Source organism: Micromonospora sp. D75, assembly GCF_018070405.1.
GTDB classification, from domain to species: Bacteria; Actinomycetota; Actinomycetes; order Mycobacteriales; family Micromonosporaceae; genus Micromonospora; species Micromonospora chalcea.
On record NZ_JAGPXV010000461.1, the window covers coordinates 1 to 4873 of the forward strand.

General features: G+C 72.9%; 5 protein-coding genes. All 5 read right to left on the reverse strand.

The annotated features are described in order from the left end of the window. Positions 1 to 68: 68 nt before the first annotated feature. The gene (locus KBX39_RS23095) at positions 69 to 1349 is read right to left on the reverse strand and encodes a HAMP domain-containing sensor histidine kinase (RefSeq protein ID WP_247660479.1); all 1281 of its coding nucleotides are present in this window, start codon (positions 1347 to 1349) and stop codon (positions 69 to 71) included. Beyond that, the gene (locus KBX39_RS23100) at positions 1349 to 2020 is read right to left on the reverse strand and encodes a response regulator transcription factor (RefSeq protein ID WP_104112254.1); all 672 of its coding nucleotides are present in this window, start codon (positions 2018 to 2020) and stop codon (positions 1349 to 1351) included. Before KBX39_RS23100 ends, KBX39_RS23095 begins: the two co-directional genes overlap by 1 nt. Positions 2021 to 2072: 52 nt before the next feature. Further along, positions 2073 to 3341: a cation:proton antiporter gene (locus tag KBX39_RS23105; protein ID WP_064445490.1), complete on the reverse strand. Its 1269-nt coding sequence runs from the start codon at positions 3339 to 3341 to the stop codon at positions 2073 to 2075. Then, positions 3338 to 4672, reverse strand: coding sequence for a cytochrome P450 (locus KBX39_RS23110; RefSeq protein ID WP_051611456.1), 1335 nt, complete (start codon positions 4670 to 4672; stop codon positions 3338 to 3340). Before KBX39_RS23110 ends, KBX39_RS23105 begins: the two co-directional genes overlap by 4 nt. Continuing rightward, positions 4669 to 4873 (reverse strand): alpha-hydroxy-acid oxidizing protein (locus tag KBX39_RS23115; protein ID WP_210872476.1); only part of this gene is annotated, 205 nt, incomplete at its 5' end. The genes KBX39_RS23110 and KBX39_RS23115, both read right to left, overlap by 4 nt.

A 4873-nucleotide genomic window follows, 5' to 3' on the forward strand; every position in this document is an offset into this window, starting at 1 on the left:
CGGGGGCGGCCGGGGCGCGGGGCGCGACCACGCGGCGTCCCGGTGTGGCGATCCGTCCCGTCCGGCGATCACGTACCGGCGCCGAGCTGCCACATCCGAAGGTTCCTGATCCGCGCGGCCCGACCCGTGGTAGCCGACGATCCCGCCGTGGGAAGGCGCACCGTGAAGCGGGCTCCCCGGCCCGGATGACCCTCCGCCTCGATTGTGCCGTGGTGGCTCGTGACGACCTCCTGAAGCAGCGCCAGTCCCAGGCCGAAGCGGCGGTCTCCGGCGCCCGCGCCACGGTGGAACCGGTCGAAGATCCGCCGGGCGTCCGCCTGGTCGAAGCCCTTGCCGGTGTCGGCGATCACGAACTCCGCGGCGTTGTCCACCGCCCGCAACGTCACGGTGATCCGGCCTCCCGCCGGGGTGTGGGCGAGCGCGTTCGCCAGCAGTTCGCCGACGACCCGGCGCAGGGCCGACTCGACACCCGGCACCGGCAGCGGGTCACCCGGGACGTCCAGGACGAGCGTGACCTGGCGCTCGGCTGCCCGGTCACCCTCGGCGGCGACTGTCGTACCGATCAGCGCGGTGAGGTCGACCGGCGGGTCCGGCTCCCGGTCGGCGGGCGCGGCGGCGAGCCGGGCGGAGAGCAGCAGGTCGTCGACGATCTCGCCGAGCCGGCGCGTGGTGCCGATCAGCCGTTCCAGGTCGTCCAGGTTCGTGGCGGCGCCGTCGTTGCGTGCCCGGCGCGCGATCAGCTGGGCCCGGGTGTGCACCTGGGCGATCGGCGTCCTCAGCTCGTGGCTGGCGTCCGCGACGAAGCGGCGCTGCCGGGTCAGCGCCTCCGCGAGCGGCGCGACGGCACGGCGGCCGACGAGGACACCGGTGAGCACGGCGGCGAGCAGCCCGGCCGCCGCCGCGAGGCTGAACGCGAGCAGGAGGTGCCGGCGGTCGGAGAGCTGGAAGCGGGCGTCGAACACCGCCTGGACGACGGTGTCGCCGCGCGCCTCGGTGCGTACGTGGTACGTGGTGCCGTTACGCGCGACGGTGGTGATCTCGGTGGTCCGGTTCGCCGCCACGGTGGCCAGCGTGTCGTGCAACGGGAAGCCCGGTGGCGGCGGGTTCGCGCCGGTGAGCACGGTGGCGCCGTCGTACCGGAAGATCCAACTGCATGCGGGCGGCCCGGCGATCGTCCCGTGTTCCGTGCCCCACGCCAGCTCACGCTGGATCTGCGCCTCCTGGCCGCGGACCAGGACCGCGTAGGAGATGCCGCCGGCCAGCAGGAGCAGGCCGCCGATGGTGAGGCCGACGAGCAGGCCGATCCGTAGCCGGGCCCGTCTGACGATCGCCTTCTCGACCGCCTCCATCAGAGGGTCCCGAGGCGGTAGCCGAGACCGTGCACGGTGCGTACCACCGCGCGGCCGAGCTTGCGCCGCAGGTAGTAGACGTACGTGTCCACTATCGACGCGCCGGCAGCCTCCTCGAAGACCTTACGGCGCAGCACGGCTCGCGGATGGACGGCGTTCGGCCGGGCCGCCAGCACCCGCAGCAGCTCGAACTCGCGGGTGGACAGCGCCACCCGGGTGCCGTCGGGCAGCACCGCCTCGCGCGGTCCCAGGTCGAGTCGCCCGGCGCCGATGCGCAGCACGTCGGTCGGCTCGGGCCGGCGCCGGCACAGCGCCCGGACCCGGGCGCTCAGTTCGTCGAGGTCGAACGGTTTGACCAGGTAGTCGTCGGCACCCGCGTCCAGCCCGGCGATCCGGTCGTCGACGGTGCCGAGGGCGGTGAGCATCAAGGTCCGGGCCGGGACCGCCCGGGCGCGCAGGCGGGTGACCAGGTCGAGGCCGTCGAGCGCCGGCAGCATCCGGTCGATGACCATCACGTCGTACGGGCGGGTCAGCCCGAGATGCAGCCCGCGCTGGCCGTCGAAGGCCTGGTCGACCAGGTAGCCTTCGTGGCCGAGCGTCTCGGTGAGCATCTCGGTCAGATCCGCGTCGTCCTCGACCAGCAACAGCCGGTTCGATGTTCCGCCCCGCATATGTTAACGATCTCATAGATGGTTGACGATGGAAGCGTCAGTACTTGCCTCTTCAACTATCTGAAACCGCCAGCGCGGGCGTCCGTACGCCGTCGGGCTGCCGCGCCTCCCGGCGCTCGATCCAGCTCAGCGCCGGCGTCGTCATCAGCGTGGTGACAAGCGCGACCAGCACCAGCACGGTGAACAGGGCGGGGCTCACGATGCCCGCCTCCAGCCCGACGTTCAGCGCGATGAGCTGCATCAGGCCACGGGCGTTCATCAGCGCGCCGACCCGCATCGCGACGCTCGACGGCTCACCCCGCAGCCGGGCCGCCGCCCAGCAGGCGCCGAACTTGCCGGCGATCGCCGCCGTCACGCAGGCCAGCGCGAACAACAGCACCGGCGGCGAGGCGAGCAGGCCGAACTCCGTACGCAGGCCCGAGTAGGTGAAGAACAACGGCAGGAAGAGCGTCGCGGCGACCGGTGTGAGCGTGTCCACCACCTTGTCGGTGTTGTCGGTGCGCGGCATCACCACGCCGACCGCGAACGCGCCGAAGACCGCGTACAGCCCGATCTCGTCGGTGTACCAGGCGACCAGGAACAGCAGGGCGACGGTGCCGAGCAGCCGGGCGCGGTCGTTGAGGGCCCGGTGGGTCATCAGCGTGGCGGCGGCCGTACGCCCGCCGAACCAGAGCACCAGCCCGAACAGGACCGCTCCGCCCGCGGTGACGATCGCCGGACCGGCCCGGCCGGACGCGACCGCCAGCACGGCGGCCAGCATGATCCAGGCGACCACGTCGTCGATCGCGCCGCTGGCCAGGGCGAGCGTGCCGTGCCGGGTGCCGGCGTGCCCTTTCTCGGTGATGATCCGGGCCAGCATCGGGAACGCGGTGATGGCCAGGGCGACGCCGACGAACGCGGCCGAGACCCCGAGTGACGTCCCGTCGGCCTGGATCGGCACAACGCCCGCCGTCACCAGCACCAGCAGCGCCCCCAGCAGCAGCGGCGCGGTGACCCCGGCCAGCGAGATCACGCCGGCGGTGCCGGCGAGCCCGGTGACCCGATGGCTGCTGAACGCGTATCCGGCCTGGAACATGAACAGCACCAGGCCGACCTGACCCACGATGTAGAGGACCGGGAGCAGGGGGGCCGGGAACAGGGCGTTCTGCACGTCCGGCAGGAGGAGCCCGAGCAGCGACGGGCCGAGCAGTACGCCGGCGAGCATCTCGCTGACCACGGCGGGCTGGCCCGCCTTGCCGAGCAGCCACGCGACCCCTTTGCAGAAGATCAGGATCACCGTGACCGCGATGAAGAACCGTGGCGCCAGCTCCGTTGGTGTCATCGGACAGCCCTCTCGAAGTAGTCGGTGCACAACCGCTGCCGGCGGGCGTCGACCACCATCCAGGTGCCGAACACCAGTTGCCGGATACTGCGGCCCACGTCGGCCCACCGGTCCCGCGACCGCATCGCGGCCAGCCGCAGCCGCCCCGGCGGGGGGCTCCCGACCGGTGTCAGATACGCCGGGCCCCGGCTGGGCAGCGACCGGGTGTGTGAGACGGAGGAGGTCAGCACGTAGCGGCGCAGCACCTCGCGGGTCGCGGCGCGCATCATCACCGGCGCGACGCCGCGGGCCGGGCAGGCGCGGTTCGCGGTGACCCCGTACGGGATGAAGTGCGCGTCGCCGCGCTTGAGCGTCAGCCACCGGTCCGGGTCGAACCGGTCGTCACCGGCGGCCCCACCGCGGTGGAACGCCAGGTAGTTGAAGAGCAGCACCGTTCCGGCCGGCAGCGACACGCCGGTGGGCAGCGTGATCGGCGCCGAGGTGATCCGGTGCGCGACGCCGAAGAGCGGGTGCACCCGCAGCGTCTCGTCGATCACCCGGTCCAGCGCGTCGTCACCGTCCAGTCCGCGCTGCACGTCGGGGTGCGTGGCGAGGGCGAGCAGCACGTGCGCCATCGCCTCGGACATCTGCACCACGGCGGTGTTGAAGAACGCGCCCTGGAGATACCAGGCCGTCTCCTGGGCAGTGAACGGCGGCGGCAGCGTCACCGGGCAGGTGCCCGCCTCGATCCGGTCGCGCAGATACCCGGTCAGCCGCTCGCGCCGGCGCATGTGCCGCAGTCCGGTGCACTTCAGCCCGCTGACCACGTCGTCGGCGTTGGCGACGATCAGCGCCCGCGCGTGCGGCGGGCACGCCTCGCCGAAGACGAGCTCGTAGTAGACCTCGGCCCAGACCGGCATCATCAGGTCACGCAGCCGGACGTGGCTGGTCCGGTCGGCCGGCAACCGGTCGAGCACCCGCCGGGTGGCGGCGGTGGCGAGAGCGTCGCAGCGCTCGCGGCGTACCGCGAGCACCCGCCGGGTCGTGGCGGCGACGGTGCGGTAGCGCTCCCCCGGCTCCAGATGTTCCTGGTGCATGTGCGGTCCTGGCGCCAGCCAGTACCAGAACAGGTCCGACAGCCCGGCCCCGCGGCTGCGTCCGTCCGCCGCAGGATCGGCGTACACCCGCTCGAAGTGCTCCATGCCGACGACGGGGCCCGGCACCGGAACGCCTTCGACACCGTTGACTCTGACGAACACCCACTCCCGCAGCCGGACCACGGTGCGGGGCAGCCAGTACGGCACGGTCCACCCGATCCCGGCCAGGACCAGCAGGACGATCAGGGCGCTCATCCGCACGCCACCGTGGCGACCAGGTCGTCGCGCAGGTCGGCCGGCCCGGTGACGCCGGCCAGCGTCAGCGTCCGGTCGAGGTCGGCGTGGAGCAGGTCGAGCACGTGGCGTACCCCGGCGGCGCCGCCCACCTCGAGCCCCCACAGCTCCGGGCGGCCGACCAGCTCCGCGCTCGCGCCGAGCGCAAGCGCCACCAGGACG

What these genes read in the sequence shown, in the direction of transcription:
- KBX39_RS23095 (WP_247660479.1), bottom strand. Translation starts at nt 1,349, where the DNA reads ATGGAGGCGGTCGAGAAGGCGATCGTCAGACGGGCCCGGCTACGGATC.
- KBX39_RS23100 (WP_104112254.1), bottom strand. Translation starts at nt 2,020, where the DNA reads ATGCGGGGCGGAACATCGAACCGGCTGTTGCTGGTCGAGGACGACGCG.
- KBX39_RS23105 (WP_064445490.1), bottom strand. Translation starts at nt 3,341, where the DNA reads ATGACACCAACGGAGCTGGCGCCACGGTTCTTCATCGCGGTCACGGTG.
- KBX39_RS23110 (WP_051611456.1), bottom strand. Translation starts at nt 4,672, where the DNA reads ATGAGCGCCCTGATCGTCCTGCTGGTCCTGGCCGGGATCGGGTGGACC.